At 65.8% G+C, this 25437-nt stretch carries 40 protein-coding genes; 25 read left to right on the top strand and 15 right to left on the bottom strand.

The window, feature by feature from the left end; genetic code table 11:
- The first annotated feature begins 215 nt into the window (after nt 1-215).
- A complete protein-coding gene (locus ACFDR6_RS12340) occupies nt 216-461 on the top strand; it encodes a pentapeptide MXKDX repeat protein (RefSeq protein WP_028176436.1) in 246 nt (81 codons plus the stop codon).
- Nucleotides 462-577: 116 nt separating this feature from the next.
- Here the strand turns inward: ACFDR6_RS12340 and ACFDR6_RS12335 are convergent, their stop codons facing one another.
- Entirely contained in the window at nt 578-925 is a 348-nt protein-coding gene (locus tag ACFDR6_RS12335) for a DUF6481 family protein (RefSeq protein WP_317239480.1), read from the bottom strand.
- 267 nt (nt 926-1192) lie between these two features.
- Between ACFDR6_RS12335 and ACFDR6_RS12330 the strand changes: the two genes are divergently transcribed.
- The 3 genes from ACFDR6_RS12330 (at nt 1193) to ACFDR6_RS12320 (ending at nt 2707) form a co-directional block, all read left to right on the top strand.
- Nucleotides 1193-1429 (top strand): hypothetical protein, encoded by a 237-nt coding sequence (locus tag ACFDR6_RS12330; protein ID WP_212085120.1) that lies wholly within the window; start codon nt 1193-1195, stop codon nt 1427-1429.
- Nucleotides 1430-1519: 90 nt separating this feature from the next.
- Entirely contained in the window at nt 1520-1738 is a 219-nt protein-coding gene (locus tag ACFDR6_RS12325; protein ID WP_212085122.1) for a hypothetical protein, read from the top strand.
- Between the two features lie 174 nt (nt 1739-1912).
- A complete protein-coding gene (locus tag ACFDR6_RS12320) occupies nt 1913-2707 on the top strand; it encodes a hypothetical protein (RefSeq protein WP_317239481.1) in 795 nt (264 codons plus the stop codon).
- A gap of 292 nt (nt 2708-2999) precedes the next feature.
- Here the strand turns inward: ACFDR6_RS12320 and ACFDR6_RS12315 are convergent, their stop codons facing one another.
- Entirely contained in the window at nt 3000-3158 is a 159-nt protein-coding gene (locus tag ACFDR6_RS12315) for a hypothetical protein (RefSeq protein WP_317239482.1), read from the bottom strand.
- A 259-nt stretch (nt 3159-3417) separates the two neighbouring features.
- Between ACFDR6_RS12315 and ACFDR6_RS12310 the strand changes: the two genes are divergently transcribed.
- The 3 genes from ACFDR6_RS12310 to ACFDR6_RS12300 all read left to right on the top strand — a co-directional run bounded on the left by ACFDR6_RS12310 (nt 3418) and on the right by ACFDR6_RS12300 (nt 6588).
- Nucleotides 3418-3567 carry a hypothetical protein gene (locus ACFDR6_RS12310; RefSeq protein WP_198172539.1) on the top strand — a complete coding sequence of 50 codons (150 nt, stop codon included), beginning with the start codon at nt 3418-3420 and terminating at the stop codon, nt 3565-3567.
- A gap of 378 nt (nt 3568-3945) precedes the next feature.
- On the top strand, nt 3946-5625 hold the full coding sequence (locus ACFDR6_RS12305) for an autotransporter family protein (RefSeq protein ID WP_317239483.1): 1680 nt from the start codon (nt 3946-3948) through the stop codon (nt 5623-5625).
- 117 nt (nt 5626-5742) lie between these two features.
- A complete protein-coding gene (locus ACFDR6_RS12300; protein WP_212085131.1) occupies nt 5743-6588 on the top strand; it encodes a tetratricopeptide repeat protein in 846 nt (281 codons plus the stop codon).
- Between the two features lie 8 nt (nt 6589-6596).
- Here the strand turns inward: ACFDR6_RS12300 and ACFDR6_RS12295 are convergent, their stop codons facing one another.
- Nucleotides 6597-7310 (bottom strand): hypothetical protein, encoded by a 714-nt coding sequence (locus tag ACFDR6_RS12295; protein ID WP_317239484.1) that lies wholly within the window; start codon nt 7308-7310, stop codon nt 6597-6599.
- A 199-nt stretch (nt 7311-7509) separates the two neighbouring features.
- Here ACFDR6_RS12295 and ACFDR6_RS12290 point away from each other — a divergent pair, with 199 nt between their 5' ends.
- Nucleotides 7510-7812, top strand: a complete 303-nt coding sequence (locus ACFDR6_RS12290; RefSeq protein ID WP_375847773.1) for a hypothetical protein — start codon at nt 7510-7512, stop codon at nt 7810-7812.
- Nucleotides 7813-7939: 127 nt separating this feature from the next.
- Here the strand turns inward: ACFDR6_RS12290 and ACFDR6_RS12285 are convergent, their stop codons facing one another.
- Entirely contained in the window at nt 7940-8167 is a 228-nt protein-coding gene (locus ACFDR6_RS12285) for a DUF2171 domain-containing protein (protein ID WP_212085133.1), read from the bottom strand.
- 118 nt (nt 8168-8285) lie between these two features.
- Here ACFDR6_RS12285 and ACFDR6_RS12280 point away from each other — a divergent pair, with 118 nt between their 5' ends.
- Nucleotides 8286-9572: a hypothetical protein gene (locus tag ACFDR6_RS12280; protein WP_375858450.1), complete on the top strand. Its 1287-nt coding sequence runs from the start codon at nt 8286-8288 to the stop codon at nt 9570-9572.
- Between the two features lie 33 nt (nt 9573-9605).
- Here ACFDR6_RS12280 and ACFDR6_RS12275 read toward each other — a convergent pair whose 3' ends face one another.
- The 10 genes from ACFDR6_RS12275 to ACFDR6_RS12225 form a co-directional block, all read right to left on the bottom strand.
- The gene (locus ACFDR6_RS12275; protein ID WP_375858448.1) at nt 9606-9833 is read right to left on the bottom strand and encodes a hypothetical protein; all 228 of its coding nucleotides are present in this window, start codon (nt 9831-9833) and stop codon (nt 9606-9608) included.
- A gap of 189 nt (nt 9834-10022) precedes the next feature.
- Nucleotides 10023-10352 carry a hypothetical protein gene (locus ACFDR6_RS12270; protein ID WP_375858447.1) on the bottom strand — a complete coding sequence of 110 codons (330 nt, stop codon included), beginning with the start codon at nt 10350-10352 and terminating at the stop codon, nt 10023-10025.
- Nucleotides 10353-10373: 21 nt separating this feature from the next.
- On the bottom strand, nt 10374-10613 hold the full coding sequence (locus ACFDR6_RS12265) for a hypothetical protein (RefSeq protein WP_375858446.1): 240 nt from the start codon (nt 10611-10613) through the stop codon (nt 10374-10376).
- Between the two features lie 21 nt (nt 10614-10634).
- The gene (locus ACFDR6_RS12260) at nt 10635-11123 is read right to left on the bottom strand and encodes a hypothetical protein (protein WP_375858445.1); all 489 of its coding nucleotides are present in this window, start codon (nt 11121-11123) and stop codon (nt 10635-10637) included.
- The gene (locus tag ACFDR6_RS12255; RefSeq protein ID WP_375858444.1) at nt 11120-11461 is read right to left on the bottom strand and encodes a hypothetical protein; all 342 of its coding nucleotides are present in this window, start codon (nt 11459-11461) and stop codon (nt 11120-11122) included. The genes ACFDR6_RS12260 and ACFDR6_RS12255 overlap by 4 nt, the downstream gene beginning before the upstream one ends.
- Complete coding sequence (locus ACFDR6_RS12250; protein WP_375858443.1) at nt 11458-11766, bottom strand: hypothetical protein; 309 nt, start codon at nt 11764-11766, stop codon at nt 11458-11460. The genes ACFDR6_RS12255 and ACFDR6_RS12250 overlap by 4 nt, the downstream gene beginning before the upstream one ends.
- Nucleotides 11763-12920: a tyrosine-type recombinase/integrase gene (locus ACFDR6_RS12245; RefSeq protein WP_375858442.1), complete on the bottom strand. Its 1158-nt coding sequence runs from the start codon at nt 12918-12920 to the stop codon at nt 11763-11765. The genes ACFDR6_RS12250 and ACFDR6_RS12245 overlap by 4 nt, the downstream gene beginning before the upstream one ends.
- Before the next feature lie 235 nt (nt 12921-13155).
- A complete protein-coding gene (locus ACFDR6_RS12235) occupies nt 13156-13578 on the bottom strand; it encodes a hypothetical protein (protein ID WP_375858441.1) in 423 nt (140 codons plus the stop codon).
- The gene (locus tag ACFDR6_RS12230) at nt 13575-13838 is read right to left on the bottom strand and encodes a hypothetical protein (RefSeq protein WP_375858440.1); all 264 of its coding nucleotides are present in this window, start codon (nt 13836-13838) and stop codon (nt 13575-13577) included. Before ACFDR6_RS12230 ends, ACFDR6_RS12235 begins: the two co-directional genes overlap by 4 nt.
- Nucleotides 13835-14140 (bottom strand): hypothetical protein, encoded by a 306-nt coding sequence (locus tag ACFDR6_RS12225; protein ID WP_375858439.1) that lies wholly within the window; start codon nt 14138-14140, stop codon nt 13835-13837. Before ACFDR6_RS12225 ends, ACFDR6_RS12230 begins: the two co-directional genes overlap by 4 nt.
- A 417-nt stretch (nt 14141-14557) precedes the next feature.
- Between ACFDR6_RS12225 and ACFDR6_RS12220 the strand changes: the two genes are divergently transcribed.
- Nucleotides 14558-14740 (top strand): hypothetical protein, encoded by a 183-nt coding sequence (locus tag ACFDR6_RS12220; protein WP_375858438.1) that lies wholly within the window; start codon nt 14558-14560, stop codon nt 14738-14740.
- On the opposite strand, the gene ACFDR6_RS12215 is transcribed toward ACFDR6_RS12220, so the two are convergent.
- On the bottom strand, nt 14737-15024 hold the full coding sequence (locus ACFDR6_RS12215; RefSeq protein WP_375858437.1) for a helix-turn-helix domain-containing protein: 288 nt from the start codon (nt 15022-15024) through the stop codon (nt 14737-14739). The genes ACFDR6_RS12220 and ACFDR6_RS12215 overlap by 4 nt on opposite strands.
- A 104-nt stretch (nt 15025-15128) precedes the next feature.
- Here ACFDR6_RS12215 and ACFDR6_RS12210 point away from each other — a divergent pair, with 104 nt between their 5' ends.
- From ACFDR6_RS12210 to ACFDR6_RS12140, 15 genes are all read left to right on the top strand, one after another.
- On the top strand, nt 15129-15359 hold the full coding sequence (locus tag ACFDR6_RS12210; RefSeq protein ID WP_375858436.1) for a hypothetical protein: 231 nt from the start codon (nt 15129-15131) through the stop codon (nt 15357-15359).
- 219 nt (nt 15360-15578) lie between these two features.
- Nucleotides 15579-15761, top strand: a complete 183-nt coding sequence (locus ACFDR6_RS12205) for a hypothetical protein (RefSeq protein ID WP_375858435.1) — start codon at nt 15579-15581, stop codon at nt 15759-15761.
- The gene (locus ACFDR6_RS12200) at nt 15758-16234 is read left to right on the top strand and encodes a hypothetical protein (RefSeq protein WP_375858434.1); all 477 of its coding nucleotides are present in this window, start codon (nt 15758-15760) and stop codon (nt 16232-16234) included. The genes ACFDR6_RS12205 and ACFDR6_RS12200 overlap by 4 nt, the downstream gene beginning before the upstream one ends.
- Nucleotides 16231-16782 carry a hypothetical protein gene (locus ACFDR6_RS12195; RefSeq protein ID WP_375858432.1) on the top strand — a complete coding sequence of 184 codons (552 nt, stop codon included), beginning with the start codon at nt 16231-16233 and terminating at the stop codon, nt 16780-16782. Before ACFDR6_RS12200 ends, ACFDR6_RS12195 begins: the two co-directional genes overlap by 4 nt.
- Complete coding sequence (locus ACFDR6_RS12190; RefSeq protein ID WP_375858431.1) at nt 16782-17381, top strand: DUF2312 domain-containing protein; 600 nt, start codon at nt 16782-16784, stop codon at nt 17379-17381. The genes ACFDR6_RS12195 and ACFDR6_RS12190 overlap by 1 nt, the downstream gene beginning before the upstream one ends.
- Nucleotides 17378-17884 carry an HNH endonuclease family protein gene (locus ACFDR6_RS12185; protein ID WP_375858430.1) on the top strand — a complete coding sequence of 169 codons (507 nt, stop codon included), beginning with the start codon at nt 17378-17380 and terminating at the stop codon, nt 17882-17884. The genes ACFDR6_RS12190 and ACFDR6_RS12185 overlap by 4 nt, the downstream gene beginning before the upstream one ends.
- Entirely contained in the window at nt 17877-20249 is a 2373-nt protein-coding gene (locus ACFDR6_RS12180) for a methyltransferase-A70 family protein (RefSeq protein WP_375858429.1), read from the top strand. The genes ACFDR6_RS12185 and ACFDR6_RS12180 overlap by 8 nt, the downstream gene beginning before the upstream one ends.
- A complete protein-coding gene (locus ACFDR6_RS12175; RefSeq protein ID WP_375858427.1) occupies nt 20246-20716 on the top strand; it encodes an ASCH domain-containing protein in 471 nt (156 codons plus the stop codon). Before ACFDR6_RS12180 ends, ACFDR6_RS12175 begins: the two co-directional genes overlap by 4 nt.
- Nucleotides 20671-21246, top strand: a complete 576-nt coding sequence (locus tag ACFDR6_RS12170) for an HD domain-containing protein (protein ID WP_375858426.1) — start codon at nt 20671-20673, stop codon at nt 21244-21246. The genes ACFDR6_RS12175 and ACFDR6_RS12170 overlap by 46 nt, the downstream gene beginning before the upstream one ends.
- The gene (locus ACFDR6_RS12165; RefSeq protein WP_375858425.1) at nt 21243-21524 is read left to right on the top strand and encodes a hypothetical protein; all 282 of its coding nucleotides are present in this window, start codon (nt 21243-21245) and stop codon (nt 21522-21524) included. The genes ACFDR6_RS12170 and ACFDR6_RS12165 overlap by 4 nt, the downstream gene beginning before the upstream one ends.
- Nucleotides 21521-23518, top strand: coding sequence for a DNA cytosine methyltransferase (locus tag ACFDR6_RS12160; protein ID WP_375858423.1), 1998 nt, complete (start codon nt 21521-21523; stop codon nt 23516-23518). The genes ACFDR6_RS12165 and ACFDR6_RS12160 overlap by 4 nt, the downstream gene beginning before the upstream one ends.
- The gene (locus tag ACFDR6_RS12155) at nt 23515-23724 is read left to right on the top strand and encodes a cytochrome C (protein ID WP_375858422.1); all 210 of its coding nucleotides are present in this window, start codon (nt 23515-23517) and stop codon (nt 23722-23724) included. Before ACFDR6_RS12160 ends, ACFDR6_RS12155 begins: the two co-directional genes overlap by 4 nt.
- On the top strand, nt 23721-24608 hold the full coding sequence (locus ACFDR6_RS12150; RefSeq protein WP_375858421.1) for a DNA adenine methylase: 888 nt from the start codon (nt 23721-23723) through the stop codon (nt 24606-24608). The genes ACFDR6_RS12155 and ACFDR6_RS12150 overlap by 4 nt, the downstream gene beginning before the upstream one ends.
- Nucleotides 24605-25072 carry an SANT/Myb-like DNA-binding domain-containing protein gene (locus ACFDR6_RS12145; RefSeq protein ID WP_375858419.1) on the top strand — a complete coding sequence of 156 codons (468 nt, stop codon included), beginning with the start codon at nt 24605-24607 and terminating at the stop codon, nt 25070-25072. Before ACFDR6_RS12150 ends, ACFDR6_RS12145 begins: the two co-directional genes overlap by 4 nt.
- A complete protein-coding gene (locus ACFDR6_RS12140) occupies nt 25062-25403 on the top strand; it encodes a hypothetical protein (RefSeq protein ID WP_375858418.1) in 342 nt (113 codons plus the stop codon). The genes ACFDR6_RS12145 and ACFDR6_RS12140 overlap by 11 nt, the downstream gene beginning before the upstream one ends.
- The last annotated feature ends 34 nt before the right edge of the window (nt 25404-25437 follow it).

The raw sequence follows: 25437 nt of genomic DNA, 5'->3' as shown, positions 1-25437 counted from the left end.
TCGAATGCCGCGGCAAGTGCCGGTTGTGCTGCGCTGCACACTTCCGATCCCCATAATTCCGATCCCATGACAGGCCCTCGCTCATCCGAATGACGGACCGCAGCGGGATCGCCAAAATTTGTCGGCGGCGGCGTAACAAGGCGGGCCGTCCATCCGTCGAAGTTGAGTAGCGGCCTCCGTCGCTGACCAACACCACCTCAAAGGGAAGATGATCCATGACCATTCGCACCCGTATCGTGCTCGGCCTCTCGGCTGCCGCTCTCTCGCTTGGCCTCGCGTTTGCGCCGGCCGCTTTTGCTCAGGACAAGATGGGCAAGGATGACGGGATGATGAAGAAAGATACGATGTCCAAGGACGGCATGATGAAGAAGGACACCATGTCCAAGGACGACGGCATGAAGAAGGACCACATGTCGAAGGACGGGATGAAGAAAGACGACGGGATGATGAAGAAGAACTGATCCCCGGCGCTGCAGCGTTTGCGATACGCAGACGCGCACTCAAACGTCCTGGGGCGGTCGTGGACCGCCCCGGAGGCAATTATCAGTTCAATTCAATTGAACGTGAATTATGATCGTTACTTGCGCTTGGCCTTGCGGGCGGCGTAGCGGGCGTCGCGCTTGGCCTTCTGCTCGGCCTCGAGCTCAGCCGCCTTAGCGGCCGCTTCCTCGGCTTCACGCGCAAGCCGTAGGGCTTCCGCGGCTGCGGCTTCTTCCGCGATACGCTTCTGTTCGGCCCTTTCAGCCTCGCGCGAGGCCTTTGCCTCGGCGCGCTTCGCCGCGAGGGCCTCGCGTTCGGCACGCTTCGCCGCAACCGTGGGATCATCGGGCCCCGGTTGGGACTTGAACTTGTTCAAAAGGTTCTTGCGTGCGTCTTGCGCCGCTTTTTGCCGGTCTGCGAAACCTGGTTCCCTGAATCCACTCATCGACGAGCCTTGTCTTCCTCGCTTTCGATCCTAAATCACTGCGTGTTGGTACGTCGGCTGGGCATAGCGGGCGCCACGCGACGCAGAAGCGTGTACATCGGCGCGCGTCGCGAAGCCACCCCATAATCGCAGCCGAACAGGTCAACGAAAAATCGCCCACCTCCCGACGATCTCTCGTAGCCCGGAAAAACTGCCGAATTGTGATGTCCCTCATAAGGGACCACGAGGCTGACGCCTAGCGTCCGCCCCCCGATACGGAGTACGGGCATGCCGATCTCTAGACTAAGCCTGAAGGCGCTCGCAATTGCCTTCGTCCTGGTAGCCGTGGCCGGTGCCATGCTGTTGCTCGGTCGTCCGCAGCCGGTCGAGAGCGCCGTCCTGGGAGCCGACTGGGAATGCACCCAGACCGCGTTCGTGCTCACGACCTGCGCTCCGCGTGTCCAGCAGGCGATTCCGGCGGTCGAAACCTCACGTAAGCATGCCGACCGGGCGACCCGAGGCTGAACCGGGGACACTGGACCGGGCTGGCTGACCGGAGATGTGACGGGACGCCGCAGAGGTGATAAGCCGACTTGCGCGCGCGATCTGGTAGCCATGTCCACATCCCAGCCCGAACCGGGCGAGAAGCCGAAATCCCAGCTGAAGCCTCCCTCCGGCGATAACCGCCGCGGCGCGATCGCCGGCTTGATTATCGCGATCTTGATCCTCGCTGTCGGCTGGTGGCTCGCTCGGGACCTCACGGCGGCCAGCAAGATGCAGGACTGCCTGATGTCGGGTCGCAGCAACTGCAACGTGATCGAGCCGGCCCGCTAGACGCTGTCCAGTTTGGATCTCGGGCGAAAAAATGCCCTGATCTTAATCATTTGTAACGGGACTTCGCCGACCAAAGCAGGTCAGCTATGTCAGCCGGCATCAAGCCCGGCGCGAGGCGAATCGGCTATCGCGCCAGGCACCACGGCATTCGAGAGAGCAGGGGGTCAAGCACGCATGAGTGCGTCCAGCCGCATGAAGATCATCATTCCCTTGGTTTCGGCCATGTCGCTGCTCGCGACGTCGGCGCAAGCCCAGGACGCGAGGCCGCCAAGGGGCCCCGGCCAGCCTCCGGCCGGCCCGGCCGCAGGGGCACCGCCCCCGAACGATCAGAATTTGCGCATGGGCCCCACGCAGCAGCAGCCGGCGGCGCGACCCGCGCCGCAGCCCGGTGGCCAGCCCCATGCGGGTCACGGTCCGCGCGGCGCCCCGGGTCCGCACGGCGCCGGCGGCCCGCCGCCCGGCCGTTATGTCGCCCGCGGTCCCGCGCCGACGCGCGACTGGGGCGGACACACCTATCGTGGCAGCCGCGCCTGGGATGGTGGGCGTTGGCGCCACGCGGTCCACAACGGCCGCTCCGGCTGGTGGTGGGACGTTGGCGGTGTCTGGTATTATTATCCGCAGCGAATGGCGGGCCCGCCCGCCTACATCTCGGAGGAGTACTATGACGACGTGCCGGTGGCCTACGCTCCGCCGCCACCTCCGGTCGCCTATGCGCCGCCACCTCCGCCTCCGCCGGCTGATCCGGGCGCGAGCGCTCTTGGCGGCGCCATCGTCGGCGGCGTGCTCGGCGGACTGATCTCGGGCAACGCGACAGGGGCTGCCGCCGGCGCGGTTCTCGGCGGCGCAACCGGCGCCATCGCCGGCGCAACCGCTGCATCCCAGCCCGGTTACTACTGGGCGCAGGGCACCTGCTATTACCGCTACCCGAGCGGCCAATATGTGCAGGCCGATCCCCGCGCCTGCTACTGAGGTTTCCAAACCGGATTGAAGCGGAGAGGCGGGCCCCGGCCCGCCTCTTTCTTGCTCGGCAGCGGTTCTTCTAAATTGGCGCTGGCGCTCATTGCCGCCTCACGCAAGTCTCAAAACAAAAACGTCGGGATAAGTCGCGGGGACGTGGGACATGCTGGATGCGATCCAGATCAGCTTGGCGCTTTGGGCCATGATCGTTTGCGGCGGGATCAAGCTTGGGCAGGTGCTGCACTGCCTATTCTAGCGCACGATTCCGGCGGCGAGCCTTGCAAGGGACGGATCGCCCCTCGCGTCAAGACACGAGCCAGTTGAAGAACGCCATCGCGCCCCAGACCAGGCCGGCGATCCAGGCCAGCATCACGATCCCGATGATCCCGAGATAGCCGACGCCCGCCAGGTCGCTCCTGTGTCGTCGCCTCGGGACGTTGGCTGAGGCTGCTTCTCGTGTCATGACGGAAAACACCATCGATGCCTCGCGCGCCTTATGAAAGCGTCGAGGGCTTATTTAACCGAGATGTGGCGCCAGGACTGTGACGCCATTCACAGATCGCCCGAACGACGCCCATCTTCATGGCTTCGCGATCAGCGCATGCATTGCGGCGAGGCGAGCGTCCGGCGCTCGCCCAGCCCGCTAGTCCGGAACGCCACCCCGCAATCATACGGACGAAATTGCCACGCGCTTGTCCAGATGGCCGGCTAGAGTCGACCTCATGTGTACCAAGTACGACCCTCAGCATGAAGCCGAGGCGGCGATGAAGCGGGCTGCGGCATCGGAAGGTGCCGACCGGCAACGCTTGATCCAGCTTGCCCTGGCTTGGCATGAACTCGCCCGCGACCGGCGCGACGAGCGGGCGGACTAGTCGCGTTCAGCCGACGACTGCCAGCCGAAGCCTTTAGCCTTCGACCCCGATGGCGCGTCGTCTTTCGCCATATCCTTCATTTCAACGTACAACCAGGACGGGAGACCCAAGGCGAGTCACTTGCGATCGGCTTCGCGTGACAAGTACGCCGAACCATGGTGATCAAAGCCGGTTGCTAGGAAAAAAAGCATAGATTCCAGGGCGTCACAAAGCATCATCCAAGGTATTCCAATGTTGTCTTTTGGCCACGCTTGTTTCCAATCGTGAATGGGAGCCCCGTCCGTTATTGCTTGTCCTCCTCCGTTCGACGTATTGCTTGGCGACTCGATATTGACTGCCGTTCATTTGTTTTCTCGAAAATTATAATTGGGGGTGGACATGAAGTCCTTTGTGACTCGCAAGGCCCTATGGCTCGGTAGCGCAGCCCTTCTTGCTCTGGGAACGTCTGCTCAGGCGCAAAACATCGACACGATGTCGCAATGGGACGGCACCCAGTTCATCTCGAGCTGGGGCGTGCCGAACACCGCGACCTACGGCCAGACCTTCACGCCGACGGGCGCCCAGTCGCGGTTGTCAGGCTTCACCTTCCAGCTATACCAGACCAGCGGCACGGCACCGCAATATCAGGCCTTCGTCTACGCCTTTGATCCAGGCACCCAGCGCATCACGGGTTCGGCGCTGTTCAGTTCCGGCATCTTCACCGCTCCGAGCGGTGCGTCGTTCCAGACGGTGTCGATCAACACGGGCAGCGTGGTGCTCTCTCCAGGTCAGCAATACGTGCTGTTCCTGACCACCTCGACCGTCACGGGGCAGGCGAACGGCAGCTACCGGTGGGGTTCGGTAGCCAACACGGCGATTCCCAATGGCCAGTTCGTGTTTCAGAACAACGGCACGAACTTCGCGCAGTTGAGCAGCGCCGGCTGGTCCAACATCGGCCAAGATCTTGCCATGCAGGCCTTCCTGTCGGCCGGCAATACCGGTGAGAACATCGCCCAGGCCCAGACCGGCGCGTTCCAGCTCGGCAACTCCTATCTCTCGCTGCTGACCGATCCGTTCGCGACCAACAAGGTCACGACGACGGGCGCGATGAACTACGCCGGCGAGAAGCCGGTGCCGCCCGCGGTACGTTCGGCCTTCGGCGCCTACATGAAGGCGCCGCCGCCGCAGGTCGCTTATGTCCCGCGTTGGGATGTCTGGGGCGCAGCGTTTGGCGGCGCGAACACCACGGGTGGCATCGCGGCTGCCGGCACGTCCGACATCTATACGCGCGTAGGCGGCGTCGCTGCCGGTGCGGACTACCGCTTCACCGCGGACTCGCTGATCGGTTTCTCGCTTGCCGGCGGCAACATCAACTGGTCGGTTTCGCCGGCGGTTGGTGGCGCTGGTGGCGCAGGCGGTGGCACCAGTGACACGTTCATGGCCGGTGTCTACGGCAAGTACGGCATCGGACCGGGCTACATCTCGGCGGCTGCGACCTACACTAATTACTGGGTGGGGACGACCCGTTCCACGTTCGTGGGCGTCGACCAGTTCAAGGCCGACTACAACGCTCAAGGCTGGGGTGGCCGTATCGAAGGCGGTTACAGGGTGGGGCAGTACTGGAACGTGAACTGGACGCCCTATGGCGCGATCCAGGGACAGGCCTACCGAACCGGCGACATCGCCGAAACCCAGACCCTGGGCGCTGGCGCGGGCGCACTGGCGCTCGCGGTCGCGGGCCGCACCGCAACGGCGTATCGCGGCGAAGTCGGTCTGCGCACCGATAGGATCTTGCCGATCGACAATGGCGGCCAGCTCAATCTGTTCGGCAAGATCGCCTACGCTCATGACGAGATCAGCAATCCCGCGGGCACGTTGGGCTTCGTCGGGCTCGGCGGCCTCGGCGGCGCGCCGTTCACGGTGTTCGGCACGGCGCCGGCGCGCGATTTGGCGCTGACCACGGGCGGCGCCGAATGGCGCACGTCGAACGGCATCTCGTTCCTGATGAAGTTCGATGGCGAATTCGGCGACCGATCGCAGACTTATTCGGGCACGGGCCGCATTCGATACACCTGGTAGGACACGATCAGCTCCCGGCTCGAATAGGCCGGCGGGCGTCGTTCAAGATCCGCAATGCGCGAGGTCGGACGGCCGCGAGGCGAACACCGTCATGATGCGTAGTCTTCGCAGCGTCTGATGCCCAAGCCACCAGCCTCGGGCCCTAGTGGCACTGTCGATCAGTCGCTCCAAAGCGCCATCCACGCCCTGCAGATCGGACGTCCCGACGAGGCCGAGCGGCTTGCCGCGGGCGTATTGAAGGCCAACCGCGCCAACTCGGCTGCAGCGACGGTTCTGGCTCGCGCCCTGATGACGCAGGGACGCGCGGCCGACGCGATCCCGATCCTGGAGCGGGTGGCGCGGCGCGGCGACGATGCCGCGATCGAAACCCTGCTCGCCGCATCGCTTGCGGCCGCGGGGCGACACGAGGAAGCGCTCGGGCAGTTGCGCCGAACCGTCGCGCGGCGGCCGCCCTTCATGCCGGCCTTTCTCGAATTGGCGAGTCAACTGGGACATCGCGGCCAGTACGGAGACGCGATCGGGCTGCTGGAGGAGGGCGCGGCGCTGCTGCCCGGCGCCGTCCAGATGCAGGTGGAGCTCGCATTCCTGCACGTCAAGCGAAACGAGCGCTCAATTGCGCGTGCCTTGCTGTCGCGGGCCACGGAGGCTGCCCCTCACAGGCCAGAGGTCTGGGCTGCGGTGGCGCAGATCGCGCAGCTCGATGGCGATTACGCCGCGGCGGCGGATTTTTATCGCCGTGCGCTCGCGTTGCGGCCGGACGACGCGATGACGCGAAAAAACCTTGGCACATGCCTGCTGGAAATGAACGAACGCGCCGGGGGCGAGATGACAATCCGTACCGCAGTTCGTGCGGCCCCGCAGCTTGCAGGCCTTGCCATGTTCTCGCTCGCGGCCGCCTCCCACGGCCGCTTCTTCCTGAGTATGGACAGAGCCCAAGCCTTCCTTCGTGGCGAGAAGAGCTGAGCGCGCCGCTACGCGCGGTACTGCCTGCGATAAACTCCCTGCTCGCGGCTGATCGCCGTCGTCAGATCGTGCGCCCGCTGCGTTTCTTCCTTGTCGAGCGTCGTCGTGCGCAACGTCCATTTCTCGCGCTTCACCGGAATGCACTGCGCCACCGGTGTGCCGCGTGGCAGCACGCCGTTGAAACTCATGTCGTGCCAGTGCGCCGGAAACTGAATCCAGTTGTCGTGGTAGCGGTCGCAATCCACCAGGCCCGTCAGCGTGGTGAAGGGAAGGTCGAAGCGGTTGACCGGATGGGTAAAATAGAGCGCGTAGCCGTCCGGTGCCTCGATGGTCCAGAGATTGTTGAACTTGAGCAAGAAACGGCCGGGCTCGAACAAGGGCGTGCCCGTGACCTGGCTGGAATCGTGGAATCCGATCGGCGAGCGCGTGAACGAGACCTCGCCCCCCGGTGGCAGATCGAAGTCCCAGGTGAATTCACCGTTCTGCACCCAGACGTCGCACACCAGCGGGATCAAGAAGCCCGACGTCATGGCATCGACGAACGGCGGACAGCGCTTCACCGTCGGTGTCGGCTGCTGCCCGATCGCGTTGAAGGCCTCTGCCGGCATCGTCCGTAGCCAGTCGGGCAATCCCTGGGCCGCCGGCACCGGCGGCGGGATCAAGCCGTCCAGCTCCGCGGGGCAGCGGAACGTCAGGGTCGTGTCGTCGTCGGGATTGGACATCACGGCCACCTGGGATTTGCCGCTGGAGCTTATTGCTCCAAATGTCCTAACGCGTCCGATTGCGTCTGACGAGGCCATGGGACGGCGCGCCCATGAGAAAAGCCCCGTGCTCGGGGGACAAGCACGGGGCCCTTCAAAGCCGACTGGGGCTGGAAAGTCGGCACCACTCTGTTTCGCTGCATCCAACGTGTCGACAGTGATGTCGTTCCAGCCCGCCGACACATTTTGTGGTATCGGTTGCCACGGCGTCAGAGCAGGAACATCCGTTCCCCGTCGACGTTGGTCGGTGATGACCGACACCGAATTGCGCGCACAGTCCTTCGAGATCGCCTGGAGATATCTCGATCGATCCGGCCTGCTCACAGGTGAGCACAGCGAGGCGGCGCGATTCATCCTGAACAGAATCGATCGCATGATGCTGCGCGGAGAGCGGCGCAGACTGCTGCTGTCGAACGCTGCGATCGATGCTTATCGGCTGCGGCCCGTGCTTGTGAGCGCATGATCGAGCTGGACGCAACCAGTCGTTAACGAACGCTCAGCGCCTCATTTGACGATCGCGATTCGTGCCTCGCGAACGAAGCGGAGTCGGATCGTGAACAAACGAAAAGCCCCCGAAGGGGCTTTAAGTCTCAGGCGGCTTCCGTCTTCGGTACGGCGTCGGCATTCACTGAAAGCTTGACGACATCGCCTTCGACGGCACCGACATATTTCGTGTCGATGTAGTGATGATGGTCCTTGTGACCTTCCGGGCTGTCCTTGCGCGTCAGCTTGATCCGGTTGCCCTCGATGCGGTCGACGGTGCCGACATGTGCGCCGTCCTTGCCGATGATTTTCATGTGCTCTCTGATGTCAGCCATGTTTGTCCTCCTTGCGTGGGTCTCAACGGCCAAGACCGAAGTTCGTTGCAGCAGATTGGCGTTGGACCCAAGGTCCTTTCCGCACGTTGAACGTTCGATCGGATCTGCCAAGACGCACATGGAGACGATTGGAGCCTATCTGGAGCGAAAGCAGGAGGAACTCAGGCTGTTGAACGAGTGCCTGAGAAACCGGCTCGATTTGGCGTGTCCGAGTTCCGTCGACGATATCGTCAGGTCCAAATTCCAGATCACCGCGGCGCTGAGGGCGGAGCAGGAGCTGCACGACTGGAAGGCGACGGAGACGGCCTGGTCGCATACGGCCGATCGCGTCAGCGGGCCCTTCGCGTTCAGTTACGACTACCAGCGGGCTGATCTGACGGTGCGCGGTCCTTCATTCTACGAATTTGACTGCGGCTGCACGATCACGGCGATCTATACGGCCTCGGGCATGGCCGCGATCTCCGCCGTGCTGCTGGCCTCCGCGCACATCGTCGAGAAGGCCGACATCCTGGTGCTTCCCGGCTCCTACGGCGAGACGCTGGAGCTGATCCGGGGCTTCGTTCCTCATTTGCGGCTCGTGGCCTTGAAGCTGCCGCTGGTCGACGCGCTCGCTTCGGGGAATTCGCCGCGAATTCTCTTGCTGGATTCCTGTTCCTTCGCCGGCGCTTTCGAGGCCGTGCTCCGAAGCGACGGCTCCGGTCTCGATCTCCTGGTTTTCGATACGACGTGCTTCGCCGGCCGTTCGGGCCGGATCCGGCGGGTCCTGAAATGGGCCCAGCGATACGGAATTCCACTGGTGCTGGTGCGCAGCCACAACAAGCTCGATTCGCTCGGAGCGGAATACGGCCGGCTCGGCTCGGCCGTTTTCGTGCACGGGAATGGGGCCCGGCAGCGGGCAGGACGCCCTGACTGGAGTGGTCTTGCGTCCGAAACCCGCAACGCGGTGCGACTGCTCGGCGGTGCGGCGTTGCCGGCGCATTTCCCGCCCTTCGTGGGCAGCGCCGCCTATTTGGCCCTCACCAAGCGGCGCGTCGCTGCGATCCTCCGCAACAGCCGAAGGATGGCTCGCTATCTTGCCCCGAAGCTCCCGGCGCAATCGACCGAGCTCCATTTCACCCACGGTCTCTACGTCACCCTTCGGGGCAAGCGCCCGCTCGACGAGGCCGGCGCGCGGCAGGCTGCCGAGGAGATGAGCAACGAGCTTCGCGCCAAAGGCTTCCCGATCCGCCACGCCGGCAGCTTCGGATTCGACTTCGCCGCGACGGAATGGTTTCACGATGCGACCACGGATCAGTACAGCGTCCGGGTGACGGTCCCGGATTTGCCGACGGAGCTGTGGGACGATCTCACCGCGTCGGTTGCGCGGTGGTGGCTGGCCCATCACTGGGCGGGTGGAGAAGCTTGAATGTTTGGCGATAGGGCGAGGAGGGCGCCTCAATCAGTCGACCGCCAGGCAATGCTCCAGGGGCGGCTTTTCGGTGTTGGCACGGCTGGGACGTGCCCATTCCTGAACGGCGAAGGCGAGGTGATGCTGGCCCATCGCAACGCCGACGATCGAGGCCTGGGCCACCTTGATGGGCTTGGTGACCACACTGGTATTCACCACACCTGCGTCGATTGCCAGATACGTCATCGCACCGATCGCCACCACAGATGCGATCGCCATTCTCGTCAATTCGGATTGCTGCATCAAAAAACCTGCCGGGCGCATCTCACCCGGCGCATAGATAGGGCTGATCGGCGTCGTTCAAAGGCCTGGGTATGGTTACCCACGCGTTCGTGAAGAGCGAACGATTGGCGATGAGATGGCGATCCCGGCAGGACTCGAACCTGCAACCCGCGGAGTAGAAACAATCTAGGTGCTGCGGCGAATAGCCTTGTGCCACAAACGCTTAGCGCGCTTGAGCCGCCCGCTCCGGGGATTTCTCCGGTGTTCGCGCTCGGCCTCGATCATGTCGAGATACAACACCCGCTCGCGCATCGCCGCGGGGATGTCGACCTCGTCCTCGGGTAGCGGCGCCAACTCGGCGCGCAACACCCCGTACCAGCGCCGGTCGCGCTTCAGCTCGGCTGCGGCCACCGCCGCCTCCAACTCAGCCTGGCTATGGAGCCGCACAGCGGCGCCGTGGTGCGTTATTTCGGCCTCGGGGCTGCCGGTGTGCGGGGAGGGGTCGGTTGGGCGCATGGGCGGGCTTCCTAGCGGGTTTCAGTCGTCAAGCTCAGAGAGCGATCTGCACCGCATCCATGCGGGGCTCGGCTCAGCCGCGCCCGGCGTCGATATGAAGACGGCGCGGGGCGGTGCGGCGATCGGCGTGAGTCGCTCGCTGGCGTCGCGGATGGCGCGGGCCTGCGCCTCGGGGCAGCCGATGGCGCCACATGTCAGGTGGCCGTCAAGGGCGGGCTGGTCGCAAAAGAAGCACTTGGGCCAATCGGGCGGGTAGGTCATGGGCTGGGTCTCCGTGGGGGGTCAGCTGATGCGGTCGGTCGTCGGCGGGGGCGGAGGGGGGGGTGCATCGCGCGTCGGCCTCGCGCTGTCGCTGGGTGCGCGGGTCAGCCGGTCGAGCATCTCGGTTTGCCATGGCTCCAGGGCGATGCCGAGCGTCGTCAGGCAGCTGCGCAGGGCGCGGGCTTGCTCTGCGTTGGTGGGCAGGCCCGTCACGCCGGCGATCGGAGTTTGCCGCGTCGGGGGCTCCAGCCAGATCAGAAAGCCGCCGGCCGCGTCATGCAGGCGCTGCAGCTGAACGAATTGGGCCGGCGTCAGGAACGGTGTTGCCGCCGGCCGCGGGCGGCTCTCGACGTGGTCGCCTGATTTCACGGTCAACGGCAGGTCGGACCATGGGCCGCCGTTGACCCGGATCTGGGCATCTGCCCGCGGCTGCACGGTCAAGACGACCTGGTCGTCCCACACGAAATGCCAAAGCGTCGACGTGGATACCTCGTCGCGTGGCTCGCTCATCGCTCGCTCCTCTGGTGTGGCAGAAGGATGACGTTCTCATTGTCGCCGCAGAACGCGAAAGCTTCGACATAGGAATCGTGAAACAGGCTGCCTTTGCCCAGCGTGATCGACATCGGTTGGCGGATGTCGAAATTGCCGAAGCTCTCGCCCGGCTTGATCGTGTAGTCCATGCAGCTGAAAAACATATGCGGGACCCGGAACGGGTAAACTCGTTCCGGCGTCACCTCGCGATGTGACTGGATTGCAATCATGGCGATGACGGCCGTCCAGAAGAGTGCGGCGGTCGCTCCGGCGGTCATGCCAATCCTGGCCGTCAATCGCATCAGCATCGCGCTCATGGTTGTTTCCTCAGGTTCATCGCCTTGTACGCCTTCGCCAGCGCGGCCTCGCCGTGCCGGGCCTTGAACTTGCTCCACGCCGCCTTGAAATCGGCCTTGGCGGCGTCGAGGGTTTGCGAGCTGCCGGCCGGCGGACATGGGATGTGTACGGTGCAATTCCAGATCCAGATGCCCGGCGTCCGTTCGCTGGCGTAGCGGATGCGGCCGATCGCCTGGCCGTCCTCGAGGACGGCATAATCGCGCCGGCCTATCGGGCGCAGCTTGAGGACCGCGCCCGGCGTCGCTTCCTGGCGAGGCCGGGTCATTCGCCGCCCTCGATCAGCTTTGGCGCTGGCGCCGCGATCTCGGTGCCGCCGTGCGTTTCCTCCATGGCCTGGCGCACGTCGTCGACCGTCGCGGCCGTGTAGAACATGGCCGTTGTCTTGATATCGGTGTGGCCGAGCAGCTCCTGCACCACGCGAAGGTTGCGCGTCTTGCGCAGTGTCCGCATGCCGGTGGTGTGACGCAGATCGTGGATGCGCGCCTTGACGCCGGCTTTGGCCCACGCCCGGTCCTTGTGCGAGCCGAGGCCCTCATAGGTGATCGGGTGACGCTCGCCTTTCATGCGGCGATCGTTCGGGTCGCGCCAATTCTTCCAGTTGCGCTGCGCCCTGGTGGTGAAGACGGCAGTCGGATGGTGGCCGCGCCGGCGCCAGAGAATGCCATAGGCTTCGCGCGTCAGCGGCACGGTGCGCCATGTCCCGCCCTTGACCTGGACCTTGACGATCGCGAGCTCGAAATCGACTTGCGGCCATGTGATCAGCATCTCGCGCCGGCGCAGGCCGGTGATGATCGCGAAGCGACGCAGCTCGGCATAGTCGATATCCTCGGCTGCATCGAGCGCATGTTCCTCGGCCGGCGAGATCTCGCGCACGGCGCGCCTGATCTCCTTAAGGCGATGGTTCTTCCATGTCGGCTCATTGGGCAGGCTGGCGTTCCAGTTCTCTTTCGCGCGGCGCATCACCCGGCGCAGCAGATCAAGCGTGCGGTTGACCGTGGTTGCGGTGATGGGGCGGTAAAGGATGCGCGTGCGGCCTTTCTCGGCCACGGTCGAGTCCCGCCGCTTGTCCTTGCGTCGCTCGGCGACGAGGCGCGCGACGCTGTCGTCGATGATGTCGTGAAGCTGGGTGCGGGCGCCGAGGATCTCGACGATGCGGTCGAGGCTGGATTTGATCTTCGCGTCGGCGAGGTACTGGCCGTGCTCGTTCCACCAGCGCTCGCAGGCGCGGCCGAGCGTCAAGGGGCTGCGCCGCTCGGCGACCTCTCGGGCGATGATGGCGCGGGCCTCGCGCTTTTTCTCGGTCTCGATTTCACGGGCCGCATGCTCATCGTCCCGTTCCGTTGACCCGGAAAAGCGACGACCGTGGATGTCGAATGAGTATTGGTAAAACTGCGAACGTTTGTCGCGGTAGACAGACATGCCTCCAGATCCCTTCCGGGAATATCCCCTGTCAGAAGCGCCTCGACGTCCGCGCGGGTGAAGCAACGGTGCGGCTTGGCCCGGCCGGTGCCCTTGATCCGGAAGGGCAGCCGGCCGGCGTCAATATGGCGCTTGATGGTTTTCCGGTCCATCGGGAAGAGCCGCGCCAGCTGTGGAACGTCGATGGTGATAAAAGCCGCAAAATGCGACTCGAGGGCGGGGGAAAGAGGGGCTGTCATCGCGCCTCCGTAGCGAGCCTGGCGCCGGCGGCCGTGAGCCGGCAGATGATCTTATTGTCGATGTCGCGGCTCCATTCGAGCAGGCCCATGTCCGCTAGCGGCAGCAGCGGCCCGCGCCGGTCCGGGCTCGACCATTCCGTCGAGAGCGAGCGGAGGAGGGTAAGCTGTTCGTCGTTCGGCTGCGGTGGGACCGCGAGGGCGGCGAGCGCCTCGGTCAACGTGGCGCAGGGCGTGGTGCCGTCGACCATGTAGGAGCGCTGCGACGTGCGCGTGGCCCGGAAAAACTTGTCAATGACCAGCAGGCGCGGCTGGTCGATGCAGCGATGGCCGTAGCCGAAGAAAGCACTGCCGCCGTTGAAGTGCGCGGCGTTCCGGCTGAGCCGCCAGCCGTTGAAATCCGCCTCGGTGAAGCCGCTCATGGCCGCACTAGCTTGAGCCGCGGCGCCTGGCACGTCTCGCCCTGGATCGCGCCGCAGGCCTCGCAGCTGCCGTCATGGGCGACGAGCTCGGTCTCGCAGCGCCTTGCCGGCTCCGGTCGCGTGCCGCGCTCGATGGTGTGGACGCAATCGAACATGCGGGCGACGATCGCCTCGCAATCGCCGAGGTCGAGATGCCGCACGCCGCGGGCGAGCAGGTCGCGGCGCAGTGCTCCGGCCATGATGATGCTGACGCCGGTCATGGTGCCTCCGTGCGCTTGGGGTGAACCTTGCCGCCCCGGATCTCCGCGCGGCCGCTGGCGATCAGACCCGCGACCGTGCTCTCGCCGATCGTCTTGGTGCCGAACCGCCAGCCGCCGCGCGCGCGCCGCTCGAGGGGCTGGATGTCGAGCAGGCGCAAGGTCAATCGGTGATGTCGGTCATGCGGGGGGCGTTTCGGCCGGCGCTTCTGGCCGATGCCGGCGCAGCGGCGGGAGCAGAACCGATGGGTTGATTCCCGCGGCCGGAATTCGGCGCCGCAGCCGCAGATCCGCGTGCGGCTCATCGCGCCATGCTCGCCGGCTGGCGGCGGACAATGACCATCGCCGGACGCTTGATCAGCGGCGCCTCAAGGCCGCAGTCCAGCCGGATCGCGAGCCGTCTTGCGCACGATACGTGGAATAGGGCGGTAGCCAGTTCGGCGCCTGCGGACGGCATCGTGGTTGCGCCCGCGCGGGTTGTGTCTGCCACATTTTCCCGTGGTCTGTCGATATCAGGTGATGCACCAACCGCCATATCCCCACCCCGTAGAAGACCCGACTAAATTGTAACTCGGCGCGCTCGCACTGCGGCCGTATTCTCTGGAATTGCAACCGGCGCGGGACGCGAAACGAAACCCGCCCGGATAAGCGGAACGTGAATACACGATCAGTGTCATTCACGCAACGCTTATGGATGGCTGACTTGCGTCGGGGAACTGGAAATGGGAATTGCGGTAAGGGTTGTCGGGGAGACGGATGCGACGCGGCGGGCTGCGCTGGCGATCGCGATGCAGCTGCCGGAGAGCATCGAGGAGGCACGGGGCGTCCTCGCTCAGGCTTCGTACCTGCTTGAGAATTATCTGGTCCGGGGGCCGCGGGCGATCGATCGGCGGCCGGGCGACTAGGCTCGCCGGCTGGCTTCGCGCTGCTTCTTTTGGATGGCCGTCGCGATCTCGGCCGGCAGCTGGCTGGTTACGCCGCGATAGATGTAATCCAGCGACACGCCGGTCGCGGCGCAGACCTTGACGGCCTGGTCGATCGAGATTCGTCGCAGCGCCGTCTCATAGTTGTTGATGGCCTGGGGCTCGATGCCGACAAGCCTGCCGAAAGCGGCCTGGGTCATGCCGCCGTGGACGGCCGCCCTGATCATTTTCAGCCGTTCGGCGATGGCTTTGAGGTCCCGCGACATGGCGAGACCGTGCCTTAAACGGTGCGTGTAGCCTATTAGCGCCTCGCTTTCGTTTTGCGAATAAGCGGATTGTGTATACATTCTGCCTCATGAATGATTCGGGCTTGGGGAAGTCGCCGCTAATCAAGACCGCCGCGGGCGTCATCGACGCTCTCGGTGGGACCTGCGCGGCGGCGCGCGTCGCCGAGGCGACGCCGCAGTCGATGACGAATGCGCGTGCGCGCAACCGGCTCCCTTACCCGACCTTCCTTGTTCTGACCGAGGCGCTGTCTGCGCTCGGCAAGAGTGCCGACCCACGGCTGTGGGGCATCAAGCCGGTGAAGCGGCGGGGCTAGGGGAAGTTCCATCATGGGGAACACGCTAGCGGTACGGCTTTCCGGCCGTCGACCCCGCGCAAGCGCGCTAACGGCACGAATTTGCGCCCTGTGGATATCCGGCTTCTCCGAAATTTTGGCCTGTGTGTTCGCGTTTCGATCGCATCGCGGCGGCCTGTGGGTCGCTGTGGATAACGCGCGCGCGGCCTGCATTTCACGGGGTTTTTGGAGGCTGTCGCCATGACCATGCTTGCCGTCGCCGATTTTGCCGCGCGCATCGCCGACCCGGATGATCTGCGCGTCCTCGTCATGTTCGCCGCGGTGCTGATCGTCAGCGCGCTGGCCGCGGTCGCGGCCGCCAGCCAGCCGTTCATGCATCGCGCGGACCGCGGGTTCGGCTTCCGTTGGGTGAGGCGGCGATGACCCGGCTTCGCCAAGGGGCTTCGCCGGGCGTGGTCCGGCATGATGATCGGAAAAAGGGTCGCGTGCGCGCCGTGCGGGCCGATCTGGTTTGGCTCGACGGGACGCGCGGGGTCGCGACGCTGACGATCGATGGCAATGCGCCGACCGTCCTGATGGTCGACGGCGATCCCTTCGTCCGCAGCGACATCCGCCGACGTCGTGACCGGCCCGGCGAGCAGCCGCAATATTTCCAAGGTGAGGCCCTACCGCGTCGATGCGGGCCTGCTGGAGGGCGCGTGATGGTGGGGCTGATCCGTCATCGCTCGCCCAATGCGGCGGACGTCTCGCGCCAGCAGCTGAAGCGCTATCGCGAGGCGATCACGCTCTGGCTGCACAAGCGCGATACCTGGGAAATTTCCCAGGAGCTGAACCTGCCGGAAAGCCTGGTCGCGGGCTGGGTGGCAAATTTCCGCGAGCTGGTGAGGGCGAGGTGATGGGTTGCCCGGCCTGCCGTGAAGCCCAGCGCCTGCGCGACCGCGTCGAGCAGCTCGAGGATCTGCTCGGCGTCAACGATGCTCCGCCGACCGTGCGGCCGCGGCGGGTCGGGGTGATTCTCGGTCTGTTTGCGCGCCGCGAGATGGTGTCGAGGTCCACCGTGCGCGTCGCGCTCGATAACGAGGATATGGGCGACCGGCAGGTCGACGTCTACGTTTCCAGCGCCCGCAAATGGCTGCGCGGCCACGGCTTCACGCTGCAGGTCGAATACGGCCAAGGGCTGGTATCTGCCGGCGCGCGAACGGGCGGCGCTGGCCGCGCGCCTGGCGCTGCTGCGCGAGGTCACGCCATGATCGATCATCCCGTCATCACCGTCGACATGGTCGCCGCCGCGGCCGCGCGCGCCGCGTCGCAGGGCGAGGACCTCAAGCGCCGGACGCCGCACTACGTCGCTCAGTACCTGGTCGTTTGGGACGTCGAGTGCCGCGGGCTCGACTACACCGGCGCCGTCTCGGCCGCGCAGCGCTGGCTCAAGGGGTTCGCGTGATGACCTCGCTCAAAGCCGCCGCCGTCGACCGCATCAAGACCTTTCTGCAGGCCATCGACTCGCTTGAAACCGAGCGCGCCGAAATCGCCGACGAGATCCGCGCGCAATATGCCGAGGCCAAGGCCGAGGGGTTCGATACGAAGGCGCTGCGCGGCATGGTCAAGCGCAAGCGGGCGAAGAATCCGACCAAGCTGGTCGAGGACGAGCAGGTCCTTGAGCTGTACATGCACGCCGTCGGCATGCTGCCGGAAAACCCGCTGGCCGCCGCGGTCGCCGCGCTGGCCGATGACGGGCTCGGCCGCGACCATGTGATCGACGGCTTCAAGCGGATGGTGCCGGTCGGCGGCGAGATCATCGCCAGGGTCGGCGGCGATCCCGTCCGGATCTGGCGCGATGCGGAGGGCGTCGCGTTCGTCGGGCCCTACAGCGAACCGAAGCCGGAGAAGTCCGGCAAGGCGATGAAGGGCGGTCCGGCCGCGGTGCTGTCGATCGTGCCGAAGGACCCGGTCAAGGCCGCGGCCGATCGTGCCGAACGTCGGGCGCGCCGGGATGCCGAAACGGCGGACGCTCCTGTTGATGACGAGGAGCCCGTCGAATGATGCAGGCTCCGGTCGTCGTCACCGATGCGCGCGAGGTGGCCTTCGATGTCTCCGGCCTGCCGGATCTCGCCGGCACGCCATGGGCGCGGATCTGGCTGTCGTCGCGCGAACCGGTCTGGGCGCTGGTCGATGCCGAAGATGTGCCCTGGCTGCTGCAATGGCAGTGGAACGTCTGGCATGCCGGCAAGAACCGCGGCGACAGCTGGATGCTTTACGCCAAGCGCAATGTCGGGCCGTCGCGCGCCACGCTGCGCATGCATCGCGAGCTGTCGATCAAGGACGATCCGAACCTGTCGGAGACGTTCCTGCGCGCCCATGTCGTCGACCACATCAACGGCCAGACGCTGGACAACCGGAAGGCCAATCGGCGCTGGCTGACGAAGCCTCATAATGCCGTCATCCGCCGCCCGCGCGGCACCGCGCCGACGCTCGATCAGATCGTGCGCGAGCTGCTCGCGGGCCTGAAGGCGCGGCCGCAGCTGGAGGACATCCCCTTTGACTGAGCTGGTCCGATACGAAGCTGCGCGCCGTGCCCTGGCCGAGGCGGTCGCGGTCGACGAGGTCGCCTCCATCCGCAGCCAGGCTGAGGCCTTGCGCTACGCAGCCCGCATCGCCGGCGACAAGCAGCTGGAGATCCAGGCCGCGCAGATCCGTTTCCGGGCCGAGCGTAAGATGGGGGAGTTGCTCGCCGCAGCCAGCGAGGCCGGGCAACTGCGCCGCGGCCGCCGCTGGGAAGGGGAGGATTCTAATTGTTCTCAATCGGAACAATTAGAATCCGAGGACAAGGTCACGCGCGTCACGCTGCAGGAAGCCGGCATCGACCGCAAGCTGTCGTCGCGGGCGCAGAAGATGGCCGCGATGGCGCCGGGTGCTTTCGAGCAGGCGCTCGAAAAGCACGCCGAGGAAATGCGGGCGGGCACCGGCCGCGTCGCCATGGACCTGCTCAAGGTCGACGCCGAGGAGCGCGGGCGCATCCATCGCCGTGATCTCGCCGCGGCGCTGTCCTCGGCCTCGGCGGTCGCCTCCGATGGCCGGCTCTATCCGGCCTTGCTGGCTGATCCGCCCTGGCGCCGCAAGGCGGGCATCGGCGACCGCGCCTATGAGAACCACTATCCGACCATGCCCTGGCCGGAGATCCTCGATTATCTCAAGCGCGCCGGCGAGGCGCTGCTGCCGGATTCATGGGCGTGGATGTGGATTCCGCGCGCGCATCTGCTCGCCAAGGTGCCGTTCAAGACCGAGGTGGAGCTTGCCGACGGCGAGGTCGTGCTGGCAACCGTCGACCTGCCGCTCGCCTATGCCTGCCAGCTCGCGCTCGGCATGGATGCTTATTCGACCTGCTACGTCTGGACCAAGACCGACGAGGCGCATCCCGACGTCAGCGGGACGGGTCTCCTGGTCTGGGATCAGGACGAGCTACTGCTGCAGTTCAAGCGCGGCCGTGGCCTGCCGAAACCGGCGAGCGAGGAAAAGTTCGGCTCCAATCATCGCGAGCGCGCGACCGACCACTCGCGTAAGCCGGAACACTATCGCCAGATGATCCGCGCGATGGTCGGCTGCGACAGCAACGGCGAGCCGCTGCCCGTGCTCGAGCTGTTCGCCCGCGTCGATGCCGAGCATCCGCTGCCGCAAAACTGGGGCGCGTGGGGCAACCAGGCCGGAGTTTCGGCGCAGGGCGTCGAAATCTCCAACCCGACCGGCGCGAGCGATAGCTCGTCGCCGACGGGCGCCGCGAGTTCTGACGGAGGCGGGGAAGCGACGGCTACGGCCGAGAGACCCGCAGGCACTGGCGACCATCCTGCCTTGCACCCTTCAATGGGAGTGACGCCAGCCGGACACTCGCTCGCCGATGAGGCGGAGAGAAACCGCGTAAGAAAGGAAGCCATCGTCGGCCAGCACGTCGTCACGAACACGCGCGAATATCCCGGCGACGAAATCCTGAGTGTCGCGACCTGCCAGTGCGGCTGGTCGTTCCGTGCCGATGCTTTGTCCGGCGGCGCGCAGCTTCGCGATGTGGCTGTCGACGCGCACTGGCGCGATGTCATTGCGAAACATGAAACCGGCGTCGCCGCTGAGTTGCCGGCGGGCGAGGCTGGGGCGGCCGCAGCGGAAGCAACTGACGGGGCCAGCTCCGCCGCACTCGCGTCGCAAGACGCGATGTGCAACGCGACCGGCGCGAGCGAAAGCTCGGCGCCGGCGCGTGCGGCCGTCGCGGACGTCGACGGCGCGCCCTATGATGCTGGCGACGTGGTCACCATCGACCAGCTGGCGGGCTCGGATTGGCTCGTGACGATCGAGGCGGCCGCGGCTGACGCGACTGCCGAGGTGCAGCAGCTCTCGCTGCGCGAGCAGCTCAAGATCCTGTCCGACTTCTGCCACAAGCGCCGCGATCTCGCGGCCCTGATCGGCCCGCTCCATGTTGAGGAGGGTCTGTCCTATGTCTCCAACGATCAATGGCAGCTGCGCGGCAAGGGCTGGGACCGCCTGCGCGAGCTGGAGGCGGCCGAGCTGCCCAAGGATGCCGAGGCGCCGCACGTCGAGCTGACCGCACCTTACGAGCCGCCGCAGCGAAGCTTTTTCGATCTCGCGCGGCAGGTCGACGATGCGCCGTCGGCTGAAGTGGTCGACGGCGCGCTGCAGACGCGGCTGCCGGTCGATGCCGACGAGCTGGCCGAACAGCTTGCGCTGCTCGACATTGCCGCCGGACGCTGGGACGCGGTCGAGCCCGACATGATCCGCCATCTCGTCGGCGCCCGCGGCTTCGCGCATTGCACCACCACCGATCGCGTGCTCGTCACCGACGACGGCCGGGCATTCCTGGCGCAGCTGGTGATGCCGTCCTCGGCGGCTGAGGAGGTGCGCACGTGAGCGACCTGCCGGATCTCGCGCTGTCGGTCCGCCAGCCATGGGCATGGGCGATCGTCTGCGGCTTGAAGGATATCGAAAACCGCACCGTGTTCTCGGTCACCAAGGGCAACCTCAACCGCCGCGGGCGCTTCGCGATCCATGCCTCCAAGGGCATGACACGCGAGGAGTACGTCCAGGGCTATGAGCTGATGCGCTCGCTCGACATCGCATGTCCGCCGCCCGGCGCGCTGCCGCGCGGCGGCATCGTCGGCGCTGTCGAGATCGTTGATTGCGTCAAGCAAAGCGACAGCCCGTGGTTCTTCGGTCCGCGCGGCCTGGTGCTCCGCAACGCGATGCGCCTCGGCGTGCCGATCCCGTGCAGCGGCGCGCTCGGCTTCTTCAAATGGCAGCCGTCCGGCGGCGCACTCGATGCGCCGGCGAAGTGGATGCGGCCGCAGGGCTTTTTCAACATATCGGAGGGGGAGTGATGAAGTTGGCTGGTTGGATTCAAACCTACACGGGCAAAAAGTTCTGGCCGCTCGATCCACGGCCGGAGGATGTCGACATTGAGGATATCGCGCACGCGCTTGCGATGCAGTGCCGTTTCGGCGGTCATTGCCTTCGGTTCTATTCGAACGCCGAGCATTCCGTGCTGGTCTCTCGCAATTGCGGCGACGATGCTCTCGCCGGACTGCTGCACGATGGCAGCGAGGCGTATCTGCTCGACATGCTGTCGCCAATCAAGCAGTTCATGCCGGATTACAAGGCGGCAGAGAAGCGCTGTCAGGCGGCCGTTTATCGCGCGTTTGGCCTCCCTGAGACGACGCCGCCATCCGTCAAGCGGGCCGACCGGCGCGCGTTGCGGACGGAGCGGCTGCAGATCATGCGAGACATCGGCGAGCCGTGGGTCATCGACAGCGAGCAGCCGTTCGATGCCGAGTTGATCGGTTGGGCACCGCTGCACGCCCGCGGGCTTTTCCTGCAACGCTATGCCGAACTGACGCGGGCGGCCGCATGATCACCATCAGCACAAACGTCGCCGTGGGGGCCGGGTCGATCGTCATGTTTGCCGGCTTCATGATCGGCTACGCGATCGCCTGGCGCCAGCGTCTCGACGCGATCGAGGCCGAAGTCGTGCCCGGCGCCGATCCGCTGTTCGTCGGCGGTGCGGCTGAGGTCCCGCCCTTCGTCTGCGACTGTCAGATGCCGCCCGGCAAGCATCCCGGTTTCGCTGCCGTGAGTTGTGGCTGTCCGATCCATGGCGATGCCGCGGACATTCGGCGGGGGTGGGCGTGAGCGAGCGCAAGGTTGTCGTCGACCTCTTTTGCGGTGCAGGCGGATCGTCCGAGGCGGCCGAGCAGGCCATGGCCGAACTCGGCCACGACATCGACCTCGTCTGCATCAACCATTGGGGTGTTGCGCTGGAGACGCATCAGCGCAACCACCCGCGCGCACGGCATATCTGCGCCGACATCAGCCAGGTTCGGCCGCATCAGATCATTCCCGGGCTGCGCGTCGACCTGCTGATGGCTTCGCCGACCTGCACGCATCATTCGGTCGCGCGTGGCGGTAAGCCGACCAGCGACCAGCAGCGCAGCGACCCCTGGCATGTCATCCCCTGGCTGACGGAGCTTACGGTCGACCGCATGCTGATCGAGAATGTGCGCGAATTCGTCAAATGGGGGCCGGTCGATCCGGAGACGCGCCGTCCGATCAAGGCGCGGGAAGGCGAGTTCTATGACCTGTGGATCGACACCATCCGCCGCGTTGGTGCGACCAGCTACGAATGGGGCTTCTACAATTCCGCCAATCAGGGCGCTGCGACGACGCGCCAGCGCTATTTCGGGTTCTTCAAGTTCAATGGCCGCCGCCCGGTGTTGCCGGTCGTCACCCACGCCAGGCGGGACCGCGCGGCGGCCGATGGCCTTTTGCCGTGGAGGCCGGCCCGCGAGATCATCGACTGGTCGATCAGGGGCAAATCAATCTTCAAGCGGCCTGTGCCGCTGGCGCCGAAGACGCTGGCGCGCATCTTGGCCGGCGCGCTCAAGTTTGGCTGGCCCGACATCCTGATCGCGATGCTGATCGCCGAGCAGCAGCGCGCGCTGCTGCATGCGCTGCGGTTCGCCTTCGCGCGGCGCCATGTCAAGCGAGCCGACCTGCGCGAGCGCAATCGCAAGCGCGTCAGCAAATACATCTCCTGGCTGCGGGGCATTCGCAGCGGTGAGGTGCGGGGCGGTCCCGGGCCGGCGGCGCCGATCGTGGTGACGCTCCGCAACAACGTCGTTGTGCGGTCGACGGCGCAGCCTGTGCCTACGCTGGCCGCGCGCGGGCAGCATGTCGGGCTCGCCGAGCCGATCATCATCAAGCAAAGCTTCCGCCGCGACGTGCAGTCGGTCGAGGAGCCCGCGCCGACCGCGACCACGATCGCGCGGATCGGGATCGTCGAGCCATTCTTGCTCAACCGTGGCGGCGAAGGCTTTGGCGAGACGCGGGCGCATCCCGTCGATGGTCCGGCGCCGGCCGCGACGACGTCGGGCGCCGGCTACATCGTCGAGCCTTTTGTGCTCTCGCGCCACGCCGAGGGCGCGCCGCGAGCGGTCGATGAACCGACTCCGACGCAGGTCGCAAAGCACTCGCATGTGCTGATCTCTCCCTATTACGGCTCCGGCAGCGGCGAGACGCTGCGCAGCGCCGACGACCCGCTGCCGACCGTGACGGCAAAGGCCCGGTTCGGGATGGTGGTGCCCGTGACGCATTCGCAGCGGGGCAACGCTGCGCGCGACCTGGACGATCCCATGCCGACGCTGACCACGGCGAAGGGCGGCGAATTCGCGTTCGTGACGCCTGTGACGCATGCGGCGGATCTGTCCGATCGCGCCCGCGAGCCGTCCGAGCCGCTGCCGACCGTGACTGGCGCCAACCGCGGCGAGCTGGCGTTCATCACGGCGCAATTCGGCGAGCGGGAGGGGCAGGCGCCGCGCGTTCATGGGCTCGACCAGCCGGCGCCAGCGGTGACGGCAACGGGGCATATCAACCTGGTCGAGGCCGTGCTGCTGCCGTCCGGCCATGTCGACACCAGTCATGCGGACATCCTGTTCCGCATGTTCGTGCCGCACGAGCTGGCGGCCGCGATGAGCTTCCCGCCGGGCTACCACTTCGCCGGCACCAAGACCGAGCAGGTCAAGCAGATCGGTAACGCCGTCGAGGTCCGCCAGATGAAGGCGAACATCCTCGCCATCATGGACGACGGTGAGGCGGCCGAGCCCGAATTCCTGGAGGCGGCCGAGTGAAGCACAAATGGAGCGAAAAGGTGCGCAGCGACGACGGCCATTCCTCGCGCAAGGTCTGCCAGCGCTGCGACATGATCTGCGTGTCGCGCCACGAAACCGACGCGCGCGGCTTCGCCGAGCACTGGAAAGAATGGTTCCGTGGCACCGAGCTGGTCCAGCGCGGCGGCCTCACGCCGAAATGCGAGCCGGTCGAGGTCGCGGCATGAACGCGATCACCCGTCCGCCCGTTCGCTGGCATGGCGCCAAGTTCCGCATGGCGCGGGACATCCTGCCCTATCTGCCGTCGCATCGGCTTTACACCGAGGTATTCGGCGGCGGCGCCGGCGTGCTGCTGCACAAGCCGCGCAGCTATGCCGAAGTCTATAACGACCTTGACGACGATATCGTCGGGTTGTTCCGTGTGCTTCAGGATGAGGCCAGCGCGGCGCGGCTGATCGAATTGCTGAGGCTGACGCCGTTTGCGCGCGCCGAATTCGAGCTGGCCTATGAGTGGTCGCCGGATCTTGTCGAGCGCGCGCGGCGGCTCGTCATCCGCTCGTTCATGGGGTTCGGCAGCAACGCGCATTCGTCGACGCAGCGCGGCCATCAATCGACCGGCTTCCGCTCCAACTCCAACCGCAGCGGCACCACGCCGGCGCAGGATTGGGCCAACCTGCCGGGCGCTTATCCCGCGATCGTCGATCGCTTTCGGGGTGTGGTGATCGAGCATCGCGATGCCGTCGCGGTGCTGCAGCGGCATGACGGTGAGGAGGCGTTGCATTACGTCGATCCGCCTTACGTCCACGACACGCGTTCGATGTTCAAGGGCGGCAAGTCTGCGTACAAGCACGAAATGGACATGGCGGCCCATAACCGGCTGCTCGGCGCGCTCCGCGGACTCAGGGGCAAGGTGGTGCTGTCCGGCTACGCACACCCGCTCTATGACGCCGCGCTCGACGACTGGCGCCGCATCGAATTCAAGGCTTATGCCGACGGCGCCCGCGAGCGCGTCGAAGTGCTCTGGATCAATCCTAAAGCCGCCGCGGCGCTCGATCGCGAGCGCGCAGGACTCGGCGTCACGCCGTTGTTTGCGGAAAGGGGCGCGGCATGACCCGGCCGATGAAGGTGCTCTGGAGCCAAGCTGAGGACGATCATCTGCTGTTCCTGCGCGATCGTGAAAAACTGCGCTTCTGTCAGATTGGACTGCGGCTCGGCCGGACGCCTGAGGCTTGCGAGGTTCGCTATTACGGCAGGCTGTTCGCGGTCAATGGGGCCAAACACTACGGCCAGGCGCGAGGCGCTGGGCGTCCTGTCGGCGGTAGCAAGCCGCGACCGGAAAAGGTGGTCAGGCCGATCGAGCCTCAGATCAGGTTACCGGAGCCGCGCGCGTGCCGTGCTGTCAATCTCGACGCACTGCGCGAGATGGCTGAACTGCGCCTGCGCATCGCCGAGCGCGGCCTCACGGGCGGTGTGTTCGGAGATCCCCGGCCTGGCCGCTCCGCGCTCGACGAGCGCACCAAGGCCGCTGCGGGCCGCCGTGCAGGCCCCTTCCGCGGAGGCTCCGATGTCCGCTGACCTCGTCATCGCGACGCTCGCCTCCGGCGGCCAGCCTGCGACCAAGCTCGCCAACGTCATCCAGCAGCTGGTGATCGAGGCCGGTAAGCTCGGCGAGCTGGAGGTCGCGAATTACGTCCGTTCGACCAACCAGCTGTTGACCGATGAGGACGTTGACGCCATGGCGCCCGAGCAGCTCGCCGTGGTCCGCGACCACCTCGTCAAGGTGAAGCGATTTCCCGCCATCTGGCTGGTCCGCCTCAGCGACGGCATCGATCGCGGCCTGTTCTGGAACTATTCCGACGAGCGCATCGTGCAGATCATGCGATGGGGCCGCGATAGCAAAACCTAACCTTGTGCCAGTTGCTTACCGCGTCCAGTTGACT

This window comes from Bradyrhizobium tunisiense (assembly GCF_042263385.1).
GTDB classification, from domain to species: Bacteria; Pseudomonadota; Alphaproteobacteria; order Rhizobiales; family Xanthobacteraceae; genus Bradyrhizobium; species Bradyrhizobium tunisiense.
The sequence above is the reverse complement of the archived record's forward strand: the minus strand, read 5'-3'. Positions and strand labels throughout refer to the sequence as shown.